This window comes from Floccifex porci (genome assembly GCF_009696175.1).
GTDB classification, from domain to species: Bacteria; Bacillota_I; Bacilli_A; order Erysipelotrichales; family Erysipelotrichaceae; genus Floccifex; species Floccifex porci.
Window position 1 is genome coordinate 146,552 of record NZ_VUMM01000001.1, and the last position, 17,977, is coordinate 164,528.

Consider the following 17,977-nt stretch of genomic DNA (forward strand, 5'->3'; position numbering starts at 1 on the left):
TTTTTTTTTACATTTCTCGACCAATTACTTTTGCGATCTGTTTTCCTTTTTCGACCAGTTGAGCATATCGTTTTGGTTTCAAACTCTGTGAACCATCGCTCCATGCATTACATGGATCATCATGCACCTCTATAATTAAACCATCTGCTCCAGCTGCAATGGAAGCCAAAGATAAAGCTTCAATCAGTTTATAATCACCAGCAGCATGACTTGGATCAATGATGATTGGTAAATGCGTTCTTTCCTTGATGATTGGGATTACGGCAAGATCCAGAGTATTTCTTGTATATTTTTCAAATGTACGAATTCCACGTTCACAGAAAATCACATTTGGATTTCCTTCTGACATAATATATTCAGCTGCCATGATCCATTCTTCAATCGTATTTGCTAAACCACGTTTTAATAATACAGGTTTTTTGGTTTTACCAACGGCTTTTAATAAATCAAAATTCTGCATGTTTCGAGCACCAATCTGTATGATATCTACATTTTCTACAAATTCTTCTAAATGTTCAATTGCCATTAATTCCGATACAATTGGTAGACCTGTTTCATGACGTGCATTGACCATAGCTAAAATACCAGCTGTACCCATTCCCTGGAATGCATAAGGAGAAGTTCTTGGCTTATAAGCACCACCTCTTAACATATCAGCACCTGCTTCTTTTACTTCTTTTGCGATACGGCTGATCTGATCTTGTCCTTCAACGGAACAAGGACCTGCAATCATAACGATCTTTTTTCCACCAATCTCAATGCCATTTACATTTACAATGGTATCTTCTGGATGAAACATGCGATTGGCAAGTTTGTATGGTTGAGAAACTCGCTGAATGTCTGTAATAATTGGATTAGCCAGCAAATTCTTTTCATCCAGTTTTGAAGTATCTCCTACCAGACCGAATACATTATAGTTTTCTCCTAAAATTAAATGAACCTGTACACCCTGTAATTCAAGCTTTTGAATTAATAGATCAATATCCTGTTTTTTTGCTTCTTTTTTAACTGTAATAATCATAATATACCTTCTTTCTATACACTTTTTTTATTTTTTACAATTCTATTCAATTCACAAATGATTTTTTCTACTGTATCTTCAATTTTATCGTTGTTCTTTACAGTAATATCTGCATATTTCTGATAAATAGGAAATCTTTCTTCATACAGCTTTTTAACAGCTTCCTGTGAAGAAGATAAAGGCCGATTGGGATCATATGTGACCAGTTTATCCAGATCACGATCAATAAAAATGACAACACCATTTAATTTTAATAAATCGATATTAATTTTATTTTTAATGGTTCCTCCACCTGTACCAATGATTTTCTGGTTTAGAACGGATAATTTTAAAGCAGTCATAGTTTCCAGTTTGCGAAAGCCAGCTTCGCCACTTCGTTTGAATATTTCTGGAATACTGGTATGCGTATCCTGAACAATGATTTCATCCATATCAATAAAAGATTTATGCAGTTTTGTTTCCAGCAGTTTACCAATTGTGGTTTTACCTGCACTTGGCATACCGATTAATACAATATTCAGTTGATTTATATAGTAGGTATCCAGTACAGACTGAAACAACTTTTCCTGAATGGATGCCCCCTTTATCTTTTCAGTGGCAAATTTAATTTTTGCGATTTTTAATTCGATACCCGTAATTGTTTGAATGCCAGACTGCAAAGCATCCTGTGCAATTTTAGAAATAAGAGGATCATAGACATAATCAATCAATAATTCACATTTTAAGAATAAATGAATGTCTATTGGAATGGAATCAATATCTGGATTCATTCCAGTAAGACCTGTGTGTATGACAATCTGACTGTCAAGATGCCTGGCATAACATTCTGTATAAGAAATTGAGTCTGCATCTGGATTTTGATCCACTATATAAATTTCTTTTACATTTAAATCTTCTAATGCAGGAAGAATTGATTTTGAAATCCAGTTATTTCCAATAATCAATACTTTCTTATCTTTAAGATCGATTGCATGTCTATTGATGCAATACATAAATGCATCATAATCACTATTAAAACCATAAGATAATTCATTTTTAAAAATAATTGTATCTACTACATTGGATCTTTTACTGTTTTCACTAGGTACATCAATGCGTTCACAATTATTTTCATTTGGAAAATCTATATAAATTCCATTAAAATCTAAAGATTTAATATAAGAATTTATTCTTTTACAGGACAGATCAAATTCATTAAAGATCTGTTCTGAAATTTCATTTCCAATTAAACCTGTTTTCATACTCCCTCCTTATGAAAAAAAGCGTTAACAATATGAAGTTAACGCTTTGAAAAACCTTGAAATATAAATTATTTCCCAAGGTCATTTGCTATAAAAATAAAAATAAGAATTCGCAAATTGTTTCATGTAAAAATTATAAATGAAAAAGAAAATATTTTCAATAAAAATGTAAAAGTTTCATTTATTCTTTTCAGAATGTATAATAATAAAAAAAGATAAAAGGAGCTCAAATGAAAACAGTTCAAATTGGTAAAGTAAACTTTGGAGAAGGGAAACCTAAAATCTGTATTCCAATAATGGGGAGTACTTTTGTTGAATTAGAAAAAGAAATAGAAGCATTAAAAGAGCTTCCGTTTGATATGATTGAATGGAGAATGGATTTTTTTAAAGATATATTCAATTCTAACAAGAAAAGGGAAGCTGTTAATATGATTCGTAAACGATTAAACGATACTGTATTACTGGCTACATTTCGTACATCAAAAGAAGGAGGACAAACGTATATTTGTAAAGAGGATTATGTTTTATTATATAAAGAAATCATTGATTTAAAACTTGTAGATATTATAGATGTAGAGTTGTTTACAGGTGAAAAAGAGGTAAAAGAAATTTTAGATTATGCTCATAAACATAATGTTTATGTGATTATGAGCAATCATGATTTTAAGAAAACATTAACATATGAACAGATTATCGATCGATTATGCAGTATGCAGGAATATGATGCAGATATCTGTAAAATTGCCCTTATGCCTCAAAATAAAGAAGATGTTCTGACTTTATTGAAAGCAACAAAAGACATGACAGAAAAATATGCAGACCGCCCTATTGTTTCAATGTCAATGTCTAAGAAAGGTCTGATCTCCAGAATTGCTGGGGAAGTATTTGGATCCTGTCTGACCTTTGGAAGTGCTTCTAAAGCCAGTGCACCAGGACAGATCAATGCTCGAGAACTGGATACAATACTTGAAATTATACATCATTCTATATAAAAACAGGACCTGGATTTACCAGGTCTTATTTGTTGAACTGATTGACTTTTAACTTGAATTCGCAAATGATTTCATCTGCATTTTTAGACTGGATAATAAAACCGTTGCGAGATAATGTTTTTTTATCCTGAGAAGAAGACAGTAATACTTTATTTGAAGAAATAGCTTGTTCTTCATAATTTTCTGAATCTAAAACAATACATTCTTTTTTTAATTCTCTGGCAACCTGTAAAGCTGTATCCATGTTTACATCAACTAAAACAACATTAGAAGTTTCAAATAAGATTTCTCGATAAATTCGATCAATTTGTTTATCTTCAATCTCAATATTTTTGAAAAATTCCAATGCACGTTTCGCTTGTCCAACCAGCATTTCCAATCCTGTTACAGCAACCTTGATTCCTCTTTCTTTAGCCTGTAAAGTGAATTCAGTATCCTGAGGATTGTATATACAGTCAAACACAGCTTCACATTTTTTGAATTTTGATAGATCCACTGCAATACCATGTACTTTTGGATACATACCCATAGGAGTTGTATTGATGATAATATTCACATCCGTATGGTTTTTATAAGCTTCTTCAATGGAAATTACATTATCTTTTAAAAGCAGATCGGTAATAATCATTTCACAGGCACCCAAATCATGAACGACTGCCTGAATGGCCTGGCTGGCTCCCCCATTTCCTAATACAAGAATTTTCTTTCCTTTCAGGGAAATACCATGTGTTTCTACCATATAGCGAAAACCATAATAATCGGTATTATAACCATACAGTTTACCATTTCTGTTCACAATTGTATTAACAGCTCCAATTTTTCTGGCTGCCTGATCCATTTCTTCCAGATAAGGGATGACTGCCTGTTTATAAGGGATGGTAACATTGATGGCTTTAAATTCTCTTTTTTTCATAAAAGAATCTAAATCTTCTTTTGAAACTTCTTGTATTTCATATGTATAATTGTCTAATAGTTTTTCTTGTATTAATTTAGAATAAGAATGACCTAAATGTTCTCCGATTAATCCGTATTCCATAAAAAACCTCCTGAATATCGATTTTATTATATTGATAATATTTTCAGAATTCAATGAAAATATTTTCAATATAGGAAGGATTGGAATAAAAATTGTCTAAGTTGGTACTTGAAATGACATATTGAGATTTCAATTTTACTATGTATCTAGAAAACAGGAGGTACGTACAATGAAAATTAATATTGTAGGAAAAAACATTTCAGTTACTCAGGGATTACAGGAAAAAATCACAAAAAAATTATCAGCCCTGAATAAATACATCATAATTGATGATGAAGATGTGGCGAATGTATTGATTCGTACATATCCCACAAAACAGAAAATTGAGGTGACGATCCCAACAAAATATGCGATTTTACGTGCTGAAGTAATGGATATGGATGTCTATAATGCGATTGATAAAGTTGTGGATAAATTAGAAGATCAGATTCGAAGACAGAAAACAAGACTGGAAAGAAAACATAAAGAATCATTGGCTGAATTCTTAATGAATGAAGAAATGGATCAGGAAGAGGATATTGAAGTAAAAACAAAGTCTATCGTTCCTACCGAAATGGATCTGGAAGAAGCAATCATGAAGATGGAATTATTAGGACATGATTTCTTTATTTATATTGATGATGAAACGAAAAAAATTGCCGTAGTCTATAAACGAAATTTAGGTGGTTATGGACTGATTGAAACCGAATAGTAAGAAAAGATTGAAACGAAATGTTTCAATCTTTTTAAATAAATCCCTTTTCAATTATTAATTATATGTTATAATTACGAAGTAAGAAGGAGGATTTTCCTATGGGAATTATGGATAATATCAAAAACTTCGTTGCTCCAGTTGAAGATGATGAAGAAGAATATCAGGAACCTGTTCAACAAGTAGCTCAGCCAGTTGCTGCTGCAGAACCAGAACAGCAGACTCGTTATGAAAGACCAAAACGTCAGAGTGCATCGACTTTAAATGCGAATACAAAAATGGTTTTATTTGAACCAAGAAGCTTTGGAGAAGCGGAAGAAGTTGGACAGCGCTTAAAAGAAGGACGTGCTGTTGTTGTGAATTTACATAAATTGGATCGTGAATATGCACAACGTACAATTGACTTCTTAACAGGTGTTGTTTTCGCTCTGGATGGAAAAATTCAAAAAATTGGACAGAATGTTATTTTATGTTCTCCAGCACAAATTGGAGTACAGGGTTCAATTAATTTAGGCAGTCCAGACGATTTTGACGATGCCGAATAATCTGAATCGTAATTATAAAGGTCATGAATTGTTTATTGCTTCTATGCAGGATCAATTTAATCTGGTGCATTTGAGGAAAAAATCAATTGTGACCTCTTTTTTAAGTTTATCACAGCAGGAAATTATCAGACAGATTTGTCCAGATATTCTTCATTATTCGTTTTACGGAGGATTTGAAAATGCCATTCGAAAAGTATGCTGCATTCAAATAGATGACTGTGATACGGATTATGAGGTCTGCTGCTTATCATCAAAAATAGATTCTCGTTTTAAAGATATCAATCATAGAGATATTTTAGGTTCTTTAATGAGTCTGGGTATTGAAAGGAATCAGATTGGGGACCTGGTCATTGATCAGGGATATGTTTATATATTCTGTAAAACAAAAATCAGCGAATATATTATAAATTACTGTACTTTTATAAAAAAAGTTCCAGTTTCTTTAAATAGAATTGATTCCTGTGAATTACATGTACAGATGTTTAAAGAAATTCATATAAATTGTGCTTCATTAAGACTGGATGCCATTGTGGCTCAATTAGCTCATTGTTCCAGAAAAGAAGCTATGAATAAAATTCAAAGAAAAAGTGTAAAATTGAATGATATCGAGCTTGAACAAAATCGTCAATTGTGCTTAAATGATATTGTTTCGATTCATAGAATTGGAAAATTTATATATAAAGGTATTGTATCAAAAACAAAAAAAGATCGAATGATATTAAAGTTTGATCAGTTTATTTAGCTAAGAAAAAGAAAGGTTTTATTTTACCTCTCATATTAGAGATATGCTGGATGGTGCAAAGCAGAATGATGTAGAATAAAATATCACTTTGAGCTGATTTTCTGAAATAGAGTAAGAAAATCCGGAGAATTCCGTTATCAAATTGAGGGTCTTTTATATTTTATATAAAAGGAACTAAGGTGGTATCGCGCACAGGCGTCCTTAGATGGATGCCTTTTTTTTATGTATGGAAGGAGATAAATATGGATTATAAAGAAACATTACATATGCCTAAAACAGGTTTTGAAATGCGTGGAAATTTACCAAAAAAAGAGCCTGGTATTCAGAAAAGATGGAAAGATATGCATTTATATGAAAAAATGCTTTCACAAAGAGAAACGGCAAAACCGTTTATTTTACATGATGGTCCTCCATATGCCAATGGAGATATTCATTTAGGTCATGCATTAAATAAAGTTTTAAAAGATGTAATCAATCGTTCTCATTATATGATGGGAGAGAAAATCGTTTATATTCCTGGATGGGATACACATGGGTTGCCAATTGAAACAGCTGTAACTAAATTAGGATACGATCGTAAGAAAATGCCTTTGGCTGAATTCAGAAAAATCTGTCAGGATTATGCTTTAGAACAGGTTGAAAAACAAAAAGCCGGATTCCTTTCTTTAGGATCTATTGGAGACTACGATCATCCTTATATAACACTTCAAAAAGAATTTGAAGCGTTACAGATTGATGTATTTGGAAAAATGGCTACAAAAGGTTTGATCTATAAGGGATTAAAACCTGTTATCTGGTCACCAAGTTCAGAATCTGCATTAGCGGAAGCAGAAGTTGAATATAAAGATGTAAAGAGCCCAACAATTTTTGTCAAATTTCAGGTTAAAGATGGAAAAGGGGTTTTAACCAGCGATGATTCATTCGTAATCTGGACAACAACACCTTGGACAATTCCAGCTAACTTAGGTATTTCCGTACATCCAGATTTTGAATATGCTTTAGTAAAAACAGAAAAAGGGAACTTAGTTTTATTAAATGAACTGGTTGATTCGTTATGTGATGAGTTTAAACTGGAACAAAGAGAAGTCATTAAAACATTTAAAGGTAAAGAATTTGAATATATTACTTGTGTTCATCCTTTATATGAAGATAGAGAATCGCTTGTTATGTGTGGAGAACACGTAACAGCAGATGCTGGTACGGGTTGCGTTCATACTGCTCCTGGATTTGGTATGGATGACTTCCTGATTGGAATGAAATACAATCTTCCTGTTTATGTCAATGTTGATGAAAAAGGATGTATGACAAAAGACTGTGGAGAATGGCTGGAAGGTCAGTATGTTGAAGATGCCAATAAAACAGTTACTATGAGATTGGATGAACTGGGATGCTTACTGAAACTTCAGTTTATTACACACTCTTATCCACATGACTGGCGTACAAAGAAACCTGTAATCTATCGTGCAACAACTCAATGGTTTGCTTCAATTGATAAAATTCGTGATGAATTACTGGAACAGATTCATAGTGTAGAATGGACACCTTCCTGGGGCGAACAGAGAATGCATAACATGATTGCCGATCGTGGAGACTGGTGTATTTCTCGTCAGCGTGCCTGGGGTGTACCAATTCCAATCATTTATGGAGAAGATGATACTCCATTAATTGATGAGGCAATTTTTGAACATGTTTCAAAACTGTTCGCAGAATATGGTTCTAATGTCTGGTTTGAAAGAGAAGCAAAAGATTTATTACCTGAAGGTTATACTTCTTCTCATTCACCAAATGGAATCTTTAGAAAAGAAATGGATACAATGGATGTATGGTTTGATTCCGGTTCTTCTCATACAGGATGTATTAAAGAACGTGGTTTAGATTATCCAGTGGATCTTTATTTTGAAGGTTCGGATCAGTATCGTGGATGGTTTAACTCCAGTCTGATTGTAGGAACAGCTGTACATGGAAAAGCTCCTTACAAAGCTGTATTAAGTCATGGATTTGTTATGGATGAAAAAGGACAGAAAATGTCTAAATCTTTATGGAATGCAGTGGCTCCTGGAGAAATTACTAAAAAATATGGTGCAGATATATTGCGTTTATGGGCATGTTCTGTGGATTATCAGGCAGATGTTTCCATGGGACAGAACATTTTGAAACAAGTCAGTGATAATTATCGTAAAGTTCGTAATACATTCCGTTTCTTAATGGCAAACCTGGATAATAATGAATTTAGTAAGAAAGATTGTATTCCATTTGATCAGTTAAATGCTTTAAATCAATACATTCTGGTACTATTAAAAGATGCTAGTGATTTTGTGATCAAAGCATATAAAGAATATCGTTTCTCTGATGTAGTAAGTTACTTATCAAATTTAATGACAAACGATTTATCAGCTTACTATCTGGATTATACTAAGGACATTTTATATATTGAAAATGTTGATTCTTTATCACGTAGAGAAGTTCAGACTGTATTATATACAGCAGTTGATGTTCTTGCGAAATTATGGTCACCAATTTTATGTCATACATGTGAAGAAATTAATGATTTTATGCATTTTAATTCTGAATCAATTCATCTTGAATCTTTCGATGATCTGCAATTGAATTTTAACGGTAAAGATATTAAAGATAAAATGAAAGTTTTATTTGAAATTCGTAAAGATGTATTCAAAGCATTAGAAGAAAAACGTGCAGATAAATTAATTGGAAAACCATTGGAAGCAAAAGTACTTCTTCATGTTAGTGAACAGCAGAAAGCCGTTATAGATGAAATGCTGGATAATGTTCCACAATGGTTTACTGTTTCACAGGTTGAATTTGTTCAGGATACATTACCATCCTATGAAGTATGTCAGGTACAGGTAGAAAAAGCACAGGGAAGTGTTTGTCCTAGATGCTGGAATATCACAAAAACAAGTCATGAAGATGGTTTATGTAATCGTTGTTATGATGTATTAAATAAATAAAAAAAATTGACCTTTTAAAGCTATGCTTTAAAAGGTCAATTTATTTCATAGATATCTTTTATATAAATGATTTTGTTTTTAAATAATATATATCCGGGCTGTATATCCATCAATAAACCGGTATCCATTCTGTAACATTCATTTTCCAAATAAGTAATATGGATATAAGGCTTAGAAGAAAGAATGCCTGAATAATAAGTTAAAATAGATTGAATCTCTTCTTTCATATTGTCATCTAATTGTACCTTTGTGGTATCTACCTGATTGATTTCATTGATTTTTTCTTCGAATCCTTTTAATGCATTAAACGGTAAAAAGATTTTTGCACGAGTATTCAAATCCATTTTGGGTTTTGAAAAAGGATAAGGAAAAGTATATAAATCTTCTTCTTTCATGCTTTATGGCCTCCAATCTGTCTATTTCTTTCTAAAGTTGTGGCTTCCTGTTCTAAATCGGTTCCTTTTATAACGGAATTTTTTCCATAACGATTCTGAATTTCAATTAAAGTCTGATTCAATTTTTCTTCTTTATTTTTTTCATCTATAGAATCAAATAATGAAAGTTGTTCCACTGCATCTTCTTTTGGTTTAAGAAGATTTGCGCTTAAAGAAATTCTTCTTATGGATAAAGAAGGATCCACAAGCTTCTCATATAAAGAGAGGATAGTGTTTAGAATGATCTTTTTTGAAGATGTATAGGTAGATAAAGTAATAGATTTAGAAACACCTTTCGGCAGTGTTCTTCCATAAGAGTCTTTTATAGATTCCCCTTTATAATTAGAAACAATTTCATATCCTATATAAAAAGAAAGTGAAATGGTTTTTAAATTCTGTTTGTGCAGGTCCATAATCATCTGTTCAATCATTTCTTTTATAATTACAGTACCTTCTTTTTTTGAATACGCTTTTGGTAATACTTGCCCATACGATAAACTTTTCAAAGATGGTTTATAGTGTTTAATATTTTGAATCGTGCATGGTTCATAACCCCATGCATGATCAATCAATATTTCTGCATCCACTCCAAATTCTTTATAAAACCAGTTTTCGTTTTCAATGGATTCAATCGCGATATCTTTCATCGTATAGAGATGATGATTTTCTAAACGTGAGGCAATTCCTTTTCCAATACGCCAGAAATCTGTTAAAGGTTTATGATTCCATAGCTGTTTTCGATAAGAAATTTCATCTAAAAAAGCAATACGTGATCCATATGAATCGGGTTTTGTATGTTTTGCAACAATGTCCATACTCACTTTTGCCAGATAAAGATTTGTTCCGATTCCAGCTGTAGCCGTAATTCCGGTTGTTTCCAGGATATCTCTTAAAATCATACGACACAATGAAAAAGCATCCATTTTATATAAAGACAGATAGGGTTTTATATCAATAAATACTTCATCTATGCTATAAACATGGATGTCCTCTGGAGAAATATATTTTGTATAAATTTTATAAATTCGACTTGAATATTCAATATATAAAGCCATTCTTGGAGTGGCGATAATGTAATGTGGTTTGTGTCCTGTTTTTCTTTTTATTTCTTCACATTTCTGTTCCACTTCAAATAGACGACATCGACCTGGAAGCCCAAATTGTTTTAAAGAAGGAGATACAGCCAGACAGATTGTTGTTCTGGTTCTGGATTCATCCGCAACAACTAAATGAGTTGTAAGCGGATCTAAACCTCTTTCAATGCATTCAACAGATGCATAGAAAGACTTTAAATCAATTGCCAGATAGGAATTCATTGAGTCTGGATCAAGGACACATTTTCTGGATCTGTACAATATATTTTCAGTTTTTTATACTGATAGTCTGGAGTCTGACTTCCATTTTCGTATATCCAGATGACTTCTACATCAAAAGATAAATTGTTTACAATCTGTAAACCCTGGTCAATGGGAAGAAGAAATAAAAGGGTGCTTAATGCATCCGCATAGCTGGAATCTTTTGTGATTACCGTTACACTGCGATTGTATGTAGCAGGATATCCTGTATCAGGATCGATGATATGGGAATATTCTGTACCATTTACAGTATAATAACGCTGATAATCGCCACTGGTGACAATGCTTACATCTTCTTTTGTATCAATTTCAAGCAATGAGGAAGATTCGTCGGGATTTTGAATGCCGATTTTCCATCCTTGTTCTTTACTGGATAGAAGAACGACATTTCCGCCTGCATTAATAAATCCATTGTCGCATCCAGCTTTGTTTAGAGCTTCTTTTACTTTTTGGGAAGCATAACCTTTTGCGATTCCACCTAAGTCAAGCTGAATATTTTCATCCAGCAGCTCAATCGTATTTCCTTCTATTCGGATTTTATCAAAACCTCTACAATTTATATCTTGCTGTATTTCATATTCGCTGGGAAGTAAACCATCTAAACCCATTTCATTTTTTTCAATGCCTTCTATACGATATGTATGCCATAAAGATAAAAGTTTACCACTTGTAATATCAAATTTAGACTGGATATCATAAACTTCTTTTGCGATTTGAATACAATCGATTAATTCTTCATCTACTTCTACAGGATGATGGTATCCCTGATGATTGATCGTATAGACATTTGAAAGTTCATATTCATGATATGGATCAAATAACTGATTGTAATATGTATATTTTTTACTTAAAAGGGATACATACTGATCAAATTCTTTTTTTGTACATGTAGCAGTAAAAGTAATGGCCGTATCAAAACCGAGATTAGTTAATGTGATGCTTTGTTTTTCTGTTTTTGATTTCGGATTGGATAAATAAAATAATAGAGAAATTATAAAAATCAGGAAACAGCAAACAATCATAAACCAGGATCGAATTGTTTTTTTCATACCTTGATTATAGTGAGTTTTCTCTGATTTGTCTAATATGTGTACTTGAAACAAGGGATAAATGGGACTAAAATAAAGCATATTGGAGGGATAAAGTATGTCACTATTTTTAGGACCCATGAGACATCATATTCCGGGAAAAAAAGAATTGACAGATGATAAACCTGTTTTAATTTTAAAGCCGGGTAAAGAAGTCTATCTTCCTTTAATTGCAGGAAATAATACGAATTTTAATATTCTTGTAAAGGAAGGGGAAAATGTAAAAGTTGGAACAAAACTTGCAGAGACAACAAGTGGTTTTTACATTCCAATTTATTCCAGCGCATCTGGTATTTATAAAGGCTGTCAGAAAAGAATGCATAATTCATTAAAACCACAGATGCACATGGTGATTGAATGTGATGGGCTACAGGAAAGTATTCCATCGTTTGAACCTTTGGATTATCAGAAAGCAACTCGAGAACAGTGTGTTGATTTTGTAAAGAATGCCGGTATTGTAGGACTTGGTGGAGCAGGATTTCCTGCTTATATAAAATATTCAAAACCAGATGGTATTGAAGCTGTCATAATTAATGCAGTAGAATGTGAACCTTATATAACAGCTGATTATAAAATGGTTATGGATCATACAAAAGATCTGATAACTGGTGCTTTAATTATGAAAAAGATGGCTATGTGCAATACCGTTTATATCTGCATTAAAGAAAGTCATCCAGATCTGATTCAGGTTGTGAAAAATGCAGTTGTTTCAGGTGATGGTATTGAAGTTAAAGCAGTTCCTGATGTATATCCTATGGGATGGGAACGTGTTCTGGTACGTGAAGTTCTGCATAAAGAATACGATCGTTTACCAGCTCAGGCAGGAGCCATAGTCTCTAATGCAACTACGGCTATCGCAATGGCCAATGCTTTTGAAAAGGGACAGGCGATTGTTTCAAAAATGGTTACTGTATCGGGAGAAGGTATAAAAAAACCACAGAATGTATATGTTCCGGTTGGAATGCCAGTTAAAGAAATTGTAGAAGCCTGTCATGGATACACAAGTGAAAGTGTACGACTGATTGCAGGAGGTCCTATGATGGGAAAAACGGTTGTAAATGACATGTGGGTTGTGGATCGTGCAACCAATGCCATTACAATTCTTCCTCACGTGCAGGATGATGCCATTGCCTGTTTACGTTGTGGAAAATGCAGTGATAATTGTCCAGCCGGCTTACAGCCTGTTCGTATTGCACAGGCTGTAAAAGCCAATAATACAAATGAAATGGAAAAACGCGGTGCTTTAAGTTGTATTGAATGCGGATTGTGTTCTTATAACTGTCCTTCTCATATTGATGTTACTGAAAATGTTCGTAAAGCCAAACGTGTTTTGATGATGAAGAAGAAGTAGGAGGTTTTTTCAATGAAGTTTAATTTTCATGTAAGCCCAAACCTGAAAGGAAAACAGACTACACAAAAAATCATGAGAGATCTAACGATTGGTTTACTGATTGTGTTTGCTGCTTCAGTTCTTTATTATGGAATGGTTTGGTCCTATCGTTATGCATTGCAATGCATACTGTTATTGCTTTCTTCCTTAGCAACAGTTTTTGTTTGTGAAGCTGTTTTTGCTAAAGTTATGAAGAAAGAGATTAAATCATATTTATTGAATTCTTTTGGATGGGTAACAGCTATTATTTTAACATTAATGGTTCCTGTATCCACTCGTATCTACGCTTTGATCATCGCAACAGCATTCTGTATCGTTTTCGGAAAACTTCTTTTTGGAGGTTTTGGTCAGAATATTTTTAATCCAGCAGCTGTAGGTAGAGCCACTATATTTGCGGCTTTTGCAGGAATGACTACCAATCTTGTAACCAGTGCAACACCAACTGCTTTATTAGCAAGTTCTTATCACTGGCTTCCATCAACGGCTGTTGCACTGGATGCTTTCTTGAGTGAATTTGGTGGTTTTACCGGACTGGCACTTGGTTTGTATCCAGGGGCATTAGGGGAAACATTTACTATTTTAATTCTGATAGTTGGAATTTTTCTGATTATAAGAGATGTCATTGACTGGCGTATTCCGGTTGTCTATTTAGGTACAATTATTGTAATGAGTGCATGCATAGCTTTATTTGCGGGATTGGATTCTTATCATGGAATTCCATCTGTAATCTGGTATCCACTGCTGCACCTATTAACAGGAGGAGTGGTATTTGGAGCTGTATTTATGCTTACTGATCCAGTTACATCTCCTACAAGTGCTTCTGGTCGTACTTTATTTGCGATGGGTGCTGCCATTCTGACTGTTCTGATTCGTGTAAAAGCCAATTTGCCAGAAGGATGTTTATATTCAATTTTATTAATGAATATGTTTACTCCTCTGATTGAATCTGTACTGGATGGAAAACAGTTGGAAGTAAAGAAAAAAGCAATAAAAGGTTTTATCTGTTTTGCTTTAATTGGTTTAGCTATATCTGTTTTTGCAGCGACTTCCATTGAACCGGTTTCTGAAAAGCCAGCTGCTAAAAATCTAATTATACAGGAGGAATGCTTATGAAAAAGGCACTTCAATTAGGTTTGTTTTTAGCAATCGTTTCTGCCATTGCTGGAGGTGCTTTATCTTACGTAAATGGAATCACATCTCCAATCATTGAAGAAAATAATTTAGCAATTGAAAAAGCCACTTTGCTTGAAATGTATCCGGAAGCAAATGAAGATGATTTTGAACTGGTGGAAGGTGTAAGTTCTAAAACAATACAGAAAGTATATAAATATAATGATTTTTATATTTTTAATATGAAAGTATCTGGATATAAAGATGGAACGACTTATTTGGTTTCTATAGATTCACAAACAGAAGTGATTGATAAATACCAGGCATTGTCAAATGGAGATACAAAAGGTTTAGGATCTCAGGTCATGGATGAACCATTTAAAGAATCACTGGAAGGAAAATCAGCTTCTGGTGAATTAGATACGATCAGTGGTGCAACGGTTTCCAGTACACCTGTTATAGAAGGTATACATGAAGCTGACCAAGTATTAAAGGATATGAAATAGGAGGTGTTTTTATGAATCGCTGGAAGAATTTTAAAGCAGGTTTAATTAAAGACAATCCTGTATTTTCTCTGTACTTAGGAATCTGTTCTACATTGGCTATTACAACAACTGTAAATAATGCCATAGGAATGGGAGCGGCTGTTATTATGGTTTTGATTCTATCAAATGTGATCATTTCCTGCATTCGAAAAATCACACCAGATGAAATCCGTATCCCGGTATATATTGTGATTATTGCATCACTTGTTACGATCATTCAAATGCTGATTCAGGCATTTGCACCTTCATTAAATGACAGTTTAGGTGTATTTATCCCATTGATTGTCGTAAACTGTATTATTTTAGGACGTGCAGAAGCCTTTGCCAGTAAAAATAACGTACTGGATTCAGCTATTGATGGATTAGGAATGGGTTTAGGATACACTCTGGCCGTTGTTGTGATGTCATTTCTTCGCGAATTATTGGCAACAGGAGGATGTACTATTACAAATCCATTTAATGTATCCCAGGTACTATTCAGTTTCAGTATTATACCTGAAGAATATACAATCAGCATGTTTGGCTCTTCTGTAGGTGCCTTTGTGACATTTGCAATTTTAGCGGCTGTAGTTGCTTTGATGAAAAATAAAGAAGCCGATCACATTGCTTTAGAGGAAAAAGAAGCAAAGAAAAAGGAAATGGAAGCTAAAAAAGCAGCAGCTTTAGAAGCTAAGAAAGGAGCAAAAGCTGTATGATTCGTGAATTATGTACTTTACTGGTTACAAGTGTACTGATCAATAATGCAATCTTAAATCAGTTTTTAGGTATGTGCCCATTTATGGGAGTTTCTAAGAAAAGAAACTCTGCACTGGGTATGGGAGTTGCTGTTGTATTTGTCATTGTGGTAGCTTCCATTGTTACGTATGCTCTATATTATCTGGTTTTAGTTCCTCTTCATATCGAATATATGAAACTGATTACTTTTATTCTTGTGATTGCATCATTAGTGCAATTGTGTGAAATGTTTATTAAGAAAACAAGTCCATCTTTATATAAATCATTAGGTGTATACCTTCCTTTGATCACAACAAACTGCGTTGTATTGAATTGTTGTCTGGCAAATATATCAAATGGATATGGAATTGCCCAGATGCTGGTTTATTCAATTGGTACACCATTGGGATTTGCTCTGGTTCTTTATATTTTCTCCAGCATTCGAGAAAGACTGGAAACAAGTGAAGTTCCTCGATCCTTTCTGGGAAATCCAATTGCTTTGATCGTTGCTGCCATTATGGCGATGGCTTTTAGTGGTCTTGCAGGAATTGTTTAATGAAAACGATACTGGCAATATTATTTTTTCTGGTAATGGTCTCTCTATATATTGTATTATATCTAATGAATAAAAGAACTCCTTTACCAGAAGGATGCGAAAATTTAAAAGCAGATTGTGAAGGTTGTCATGATTATTCATGTACGAATAATCCGGCACATTATAGAAAGAAGGAAACAGACCAATGATTTATGCGATAATTGTTATGTTGGGATTGGGGGCTCTTTTAGGAGTCGGTTTAGGAATTGCAGATAAATTCTTAAAAGTGGAAGCCGATCCTCGAGTAGAAAAAGTATCTGCACTTTTACCAAATTATAATTGTGGTGGATGTGGATATGCAGGATGTTCTTCTTTAGCACAGGCAATGGTAGATAAAGAAGTTTCAACTTTTTTATGTAAACCATGCAAGGCTGATAAAAAACAGGAAATTATCGATTATCTGGCCAGTACACCTGGTCCAGATGGTACTACAGTGAATATAAAAGGATAATAAATGCAAAGGCGCATGAAAATAAAAAGTTTTCATGTGCTTTTTTATAATAATGAAAATTAATTTCATTTATTGAAAGGTTTTCAAGATTTATGTATAATAAAGTATATTATTACTGAGAGGATGTGAATGAAGTGTTTAAATACATTGTAAAGCGTGTGCTTATTGGATTTATAACTCTTTTTATTTTGGCAACAGCTACATTTTTCTTAATGAAAATTACACCTGGTTCGCCATTCAGTGCTGAAAAGTATAAAAGTCCAGAAGCACTTGCAGCAGCTAAAGCAAAATATAATCTGGATAAGCCAATTATGGAACAGTATGTCCTTTATATGAGTGATTTAGCTCATGGAGATTTGGGTGAAAGTATGGTTCACCAGGGGAATACTGTCTGGTATTATATTAAACATGGTTTCCCAGTTACAGCTCGTTTAGGAGTGGTAGCCTTTATACTATCTGTTTTTGGAGGAATATCTCTTGGCGCGGCCGCTGCATTATCTAAGAAAAAATGGATCAATAATTTATGTATGATCGTAGCGACTATTGGGGTCAGTGTTCCATCTTTTCTAATTGCCATGTTACTGATTATTGTATTTGGAGTTGAATTAAAATGGCTTCCATTTGTTGGTTTAACAAAACCTGCCAATTATATTTTACCAGCCATTTCCTTATCGTTATATCCAATTGCGATGATTGCACGATTGACAAGAAGTTCACTTTTGGAAGTTATGAAACAGGATTATATAATTTTAGCTCGATCAAAAGGAACTCCATATAAAAAAGTAGTAATTAAGCATGCCTTGAAAAATGCAATGCTTCCAGTTATTACATATTGTGGGCCTATGTTTGCTTTCTTATTAACAGGTTCATTTGTTATTGAAAATGCATTCTCTATTCCTGGAATCGGAAAGACATTCATTACCTGTGTTACAGACCGTGACTATACAGTCATAATGGGTGTTACCATTTTCTTAGGAATTATCATTATTACATTTAACTTATTATCCGATATTTTGTCGGCAATGATCGATCCGCGTATTAAATTGAAGTAAGGAGGG

At 33.4% G+C, this 17,977-nt stretch carries 19 protein-coding genes and 1 other annotated feature; of the genes, 13 read left to right on the top strand and 6 right to left on the bottom strand.

What is annotated here, in order from left to right; translation table 11 throughout:
• Positions 1 to 7: 7 nt before the first annotated feature.
• Positions 8 to 1,021: a 3-deoxy-7-phosphoheptulonate synthase gene (gene aroF, locus FYJ50_RS00660; RefSeq protein ID WP_154459113.1), complete on the bottom strand. Its 1,014-nt coding sequence runs from the start codon at positions 1,019 to 1,021 to the stop codon at positions 8 to 10.
• A 14-nt stretch (positions 1,022 to 1,035) separates the two neighbouring features.
• Positions 1,036 to 2,262, bottom strand: a complete 1,227-nt coding sequence (locus FYJ50_RS00665) for a shikimate kinase (RefSeq protein ID WP_154459114.1) — start codon at positions 2,260 to 2,262, stop codon at positions 1,036 to 1,038.
• A 230-nt stretch (positions 2,263 to 2,492) separates the two neighbouring features.
• On the opposite strand from FYJ50_RS00665, the gene aroD reads away from it, so the two are divergent.
• On the top strand, positions 2,493 to 3,254 hold the full coding sequence (gene aroD / locus FYJ50_RS00670; protein WP_154459115.1) for a type I 3-dehydroquinate dehydratase: 762 nt from the start codon (positions 2,493 to 2,495) through the stop codon (positions 3,252 to 3,254).
• 25 nt (positions 3,255 to 3,279) lie between these two features.
• Here aroD and FYJ50_RS00675 read toward each other — a convergent pair whose 3' ends face one another.
• Entirely contained in the window at positions 3,280 to 4,290 is a 1,011-nt protein-coding gene (locus FYJ50_RS00675) for a shikimate dehydrogenase family protein (protein ID WP_154459116.1), read from the bottom strand.
• 169 nt (positions 4,291 to 4,459) lie between these two features.
• Between FYJ50_RS00675 and hpf the strand changes: the two genes are divergently transcribed.
• The 4 genes from hpf (at position 4,460) to ileS (ending at position 9,237) form a co-directional block, all read left to right on the top strand.
• Positions 4,460 to 4,981 carry a ribosome hibernation-promoting factor, HPF/YfiA family gene (gene hpf / locus FYJ50_RS00680; protein WP_154459117.1) on the top strand — a complete coding sequence of 174 codons (522 nt, stop codon included), beginning with the start codon at positions 4,460 to 4,462 and terminating at the stop codon, positions 4,979 to 4,981.
• A gap of 101 nt (positions 4,982 to 5,082) precedes the next feature.
• The gene (locus tag FYJ50_RS00685) at positions 5,083 to 5,526 is read left to right on the top strand and encodes a cell division protein SepF (protein WP_154459118.1); all 444 of its coding nucleotides are present in this window, start codon (positions 5,083 to 5,085) and stop codon (positions 5,524 to 5,526) included.
• A complete protein-coding gene (locus FYJ50_RS00690; protein WP_154459119.1) occupies positions 5,516 to 6,268 on the top strand; it encodes a YlmH/Sll1252 family protein in 753 nt (250 codons plus the stop codon). The genes FYJ50_RS00685 and FYJ50_RS00690 overlap by 11 nt, the downstream gene beginning before the upstream one ends.
• Positions 6,262 to 6,474 (top strand) — a binding site (T-box leader). Its footprint overlaps the gene before it by 7 nt.
• Positions 6,475 to 6,510: 36 nt before the next feature.
• A complete protein-coding gene (gene ileS / locus FYJ50_RS00695; protein WP_154459120.1) occupies positions 6,511 to 9,237 on the top strand; it encodes an isoleucine--tRNA ligase in 2,727 nt (908 codons plus the stop codon).
• Between the two features lie 35 nt (positions 9,238 to 9,272).
• On the opposite strand, the gene FYJ50_RS00700 is transcribed toward ileS, so the two are convergent.
• From FYJ50_RS00700 to FYJ50_RS00710, 3 genes are read right to left on the bottom strand one after another with little or no spacing between them, the layout of a single operon-like run.
• Positions 9,273 to 9,632, bottom strand: a complete 360-nt coding sequence (locus tag FYJ50_RS00700) for a hypothetical protein (protein ID WP_154459121.1) — start codon at positions 9,630 to 9,632, stop codon at positions 9,273 to 9,275.
• Complete coding sequence (locus FYJ50_RS00705; RefSeq protein WP_154459122.1) at positions 9,629 to 10,987, bottom strand: Y-family DNA polymerase; 1,359 nt, start codon at positions 10,985 to 10,987, stop codon at positions 9,629 to 9,631. The genes FYJ50_RS00700 and FYJ50_RS00705 overlap by 4 nt, the downstream gene beginning before the upstream one ends.
• A complete protein-coding gene (locus FYJ50_RS00710; RefSeq protein ID WP_205946358.1) occupies positions 10,984 to 12,075 on the bottom strand; it encodes an FAD:protein FMN transferase in 1,092 nt (363 codons plus the stop codon). Before FYJ50_RS00710 ends, FYJ50_RS00705 begins: the two co-directional genes overlap by 4 nt.
• Before the next feature lie 97 nt (positions 12,076 to 12,172).
• Here FYJ50_RS00710 and FYJ50_RS00715 point away from each other — a divergent pair, with 97 nt between their 5' ends.
• The 8 genes from FYJ50_RS00715 (at position 12,173) to FYJ50_RS00745 (ending at position 17,971) form a co-directional block, all read left to right on the top strand.
• Entirely contained in the window at positions 12,173 to 13,465 is a 1,293-nt protein-coding gene (locus FYJ50_RS00715) for an RnfABCDGE type electron transport complex subunit C (protein WP_154459124.1), read from the top strand.
• 12 nt (positions 13,466 to 13,477) lie between these two features.
• Positions 13,478 to 14,617 carry an RnfABCDGE type electron transport complex subunit D gene (locus FYJ50_RS00720; RefSeq protein WP_154459125.1) on the top strand — a complete coding sequence of 380 codons (1,140 nt, stop codon included), beginning with the start codon at positions 13,478 to 13,480 and terminating at the stop codon, positions 14,615 to 14,617.
• Positions 14,614 to 15,120, top strand: a complete 507-nt coding sequence (locus FYJ50_RS00725; protein ID WP_154459126.1) for an RnfABCDGE type electron transport complex subunit G — start codon at positions 14,614 to 14,616, stop codon at positions 15,118 to 15,120. The genes FYJ50_RS00720 and FYJ50_RS00725 overlap by 4 nt, the downstream gene beginning before the upstream one ends.
• An 11-nt stretch (positions 15,121 to 15,131) precedes the next feature.
• Positions 15,132 to 15,854 (top strand): electron transport complex subunit RsxE, encoded by a 723-nt coding sequence (rsxE, locus tag FYJ50_RS00730; protein ID WP_154459127.1) that lies wholly within the window; start codon positions 15,132 to 15,134, stop codon positions 15,852 to 15,854.
• Complete coding sequence (locus FYJ50_RS00735; protein ID WP_154459128.1) at positions 15,851 to 16,429, top strand: electron transport complex protein RnfA; 579 nt, start codon at positions 15,851 to 15,853, stop codon at positions 16,427 to 16,429. The genes rsxE and FYJ50_RS00735 overlap by 4 nt, the downstream gene beginning before the upstream one ends.
• 65 nt (positions 16,430 to 16,494) lie before the next feature.
• Positions 16,495 to 16,617 (top strand): hypothetical protein, encoded by a 123-nt coding sequence (locus FYJ50_RS10695; RefSeq protein WP_268891852.1) that lies wholly within the window; start codon positions 16,495 to 16,497, stop codon positions 16,615 to 16,617.
• On the top strand, positions 16,614 to 16,919 hold the full coding sequence (locus FYJ50_RS00740) for a (Fe-S)-binding protein (RefSeq protein WP_154459129.1): 306 nt from the start codon (positions 16,614 to 16,616) through the stop codon (positions 16,917 to 16,919). Before FYJ50_RS10695 ends, FYJ50_RS00740 begins: the two co-directional genes overlap by 4 nt.
• 134 nt (positions 16,920 to 17,053) lie before the next feature.
• The gene (locus tag FYJ50_RS00745) at positions 17,054 to 17,971 is read left to right on the top strand and encodes an ABC transporter permease (RefSeq protein ID WP_276983760.1); all 918 of its coding nucleotides are present in this window, start codon (positions 17,054 to 17,056) and stop codon (positions 17,969 to 17,971) included.
• Positions 17,972 to 17,977: the final 6 nt, after the last annotated feature.